Genomic DNA, 1939 nt, shown 5'->3' on the forward strand with positions numbered 1-1939 from the left:
TGGAAAAGCCAGGACGAGACCCCAGGGCTGAGTTTAAGTACGCCACCTTCAAAGAAGGAGTAAATGAGCTCAAAGACCTAAGTCCTGGAATGGAATTAGAAGGAATTGTCACCAATGTGGTAAACTTCGGAGCCTTCGTAGATATCGGGGTTCATCAAGATGGATTAGTTCACATCTCCCAACTAGCTGACCGGTTTGTAGAGGATCCCAAACAGATAGTCAAAGTGGGACAGGTGGTCAAGGTGCGGGTAATGGAAGTGAATGAAAAACTGAAGCGCGTTAGTTTATCCATGCGATCGCGCTAAATGTTGCGTAGGGTGCGTTAGGGGGGCTCTGATTTTCTTGGTAGCCAAGGTTGGGACAGCCCACCCCGGATGCTGCTGGCGAAATATTGCTTAACAAAAAAATGAGTAAAAGCATTGACGATATGGTAAGAGTTGGGAGCTAAAAGGAGAAAGAGAAATGCTTGATGTCAAGCCCATCGGTGCCAGTGTTCCTGAAGCTTACTCGTCGGGTAGCCCTAGCAGCATTTCCCCAAGGGAATCTCTAGATCTGGCTCAGGGATGAACTCCCAGAGATTTATCACGATCAATCACAAAATCCGGTACAATGGGGGGAAACTTGCGTCTTTGTTCAGGGGTAAGGGCTTCCCAAGGTTCCCTTTGAATCCAAGCGCAATCAGGAGAACGATTTGCGCCATTGGGCAACTTAAATACAGTGGAGGAACTGAAAGTATAACCGAGACCAGTTTGCCGATTCCAAATTCCCACATCGATAATTAAATCTGCTTCTCGATTCCCGCTCTCACCGCCAACAGGTGGCATGATGATTAATTCTCCTTTGGCAGTTCGTTCAAACTGTAACTCGCGATTATTCTGACATAGCTGATAGAACTGTTCGTCTGTCAGCTCAATGGTGTCTAAATTTAATGCCAAAGGAGTCATATAGCAAAGGGAACAGCGGATCTGGGAACAGCGGATCTGGGAGTAGGGAAAAGGGAGTAGCGAATATGGCATCAAAAATTCTCACAATTCCTACACGGTACCCTATAGTGGTCACGTCTCTCCTATAGCACCATCATACAGGAATCGAGAACAAGGGATGCGCGCCCATTGAGCCGCTACGCGATGAAGCGTTCGCAAAGCGTGGCCAAAGGCCTCAGCTTCCGCTAAAAGCGAACGCACTCGAGAATTGATGACCAACTCGACATCCCCAATCCCTCATCCGGTGGCAGGCGGAGACTATTTAGTGCCAGTGCCAATTGAGACTGCCTTAAAAGCTGCCCTTTACCTGGCGATGTGCGAGGCAGGGATCACATCACTCCAACTGGCTGATACTCTACAATTAGAATAGGAAGTTCTTGAGGAAGAAAGCCAATGACATGGCAAGAATTGCCAAACCAAGCATTGCAATTACCAATAAGCGTACGCTGGCGTTTAGTCCAGTCCCTTTTGGCCTCAATTGAACAAGATGAGTGACGCATTCCCCCACCACGAGAACGCAGGTGGGGGTCTGAGAACGGCAAATTGTGTTATAGTTAATTTAGCTTGAGCGGTACGGCAAAGGACAGAACAAGATTCTGAGCAACCTAGAGGCACGACCTCTCAACGCCAGGGAAAACAGACCTGTAAATCCTTTGTAGTCGGTTTATATACGTCAGACTCTAGGTAAAAGTTTATAATACAAGCCCCATAGCGGAAGCGATGCAGCGCGGTCTTGGGGGTTTCCCCCACTCGCTATTGCATCAAGACAACGACTTGGGGGAATAGTCCAGCAAAAGTCCTGGCAGCAGGCGCGAGAATGCCGCCTGTCGCGAGGGATAAAACCTTGTAATTAAGACGGACACCCCCACCACGAGAACGCAGGTGGGGGAAGCATTCATCAAGAAACCCTGTTATCTAGGTCTTATAGCTCAAGTTCAACACCAATGACTGATCTT

Annotated in this window: 3 protein-coding genes and 1 pseudogene; 2 read left to right on the plus strand and 2 right to left on the minus strand. The window is 48.2% G+C overall.

Annotated features, from left to right (window positions below):
• Positions 1-305: S1 RNA-binding domain-containing protein (locus tag F6K49_RS44550; protein ID WP_293108376.1), on the plus strand; the 305-nt coding region annotated here is incomplete at its 5' end.
• A gap of 282 nt (positions 306-587) precedes the next feature.
• On the opposite strand, the pseudogene F6K49_RS44555 reads toward F6K49_RS44550, so the two are convergent.
• Positions 588-944, minus strand: a pseudogene (locus F6K49_RS44555) (Uma2 family endonuclease); the annotation flags it as partial.
• Between the two features lie 111 nt (positions 945-1055).
• On the minus strand, positions 1056-1202 hold the full coding sequence (locus tag F6K49_RS44560; protein ID WP_293108379.1) for a hypothetical protein: 147 nt from the start codon (positions 1200-1202) through the stop codon (positions 1056-1058).
• Here F6K49_RS44560 and F6K49_RS44565 point away from each other — a divergent pair.
• Positions 1195-1353: a hypothetical protein gene (locus F6K49_RS44565; protein WP_293108382.1), complete on the plus strand. Its 159-nt coding sequence runs from the start codon at positions 1195-1197 to the stop codon at positions 1351-1353. The two genes, F6K49_RS44560 and F6K49_RS44565, sit on opposite strands and share 8 nt — an antisense overlap.
• Positions 1354-1939 lie beyond the last annotated feature (586 nt).

The sequence above is a fragment of the Moorena sp. SIO3I6 genome (assembly GCF_010672095.1).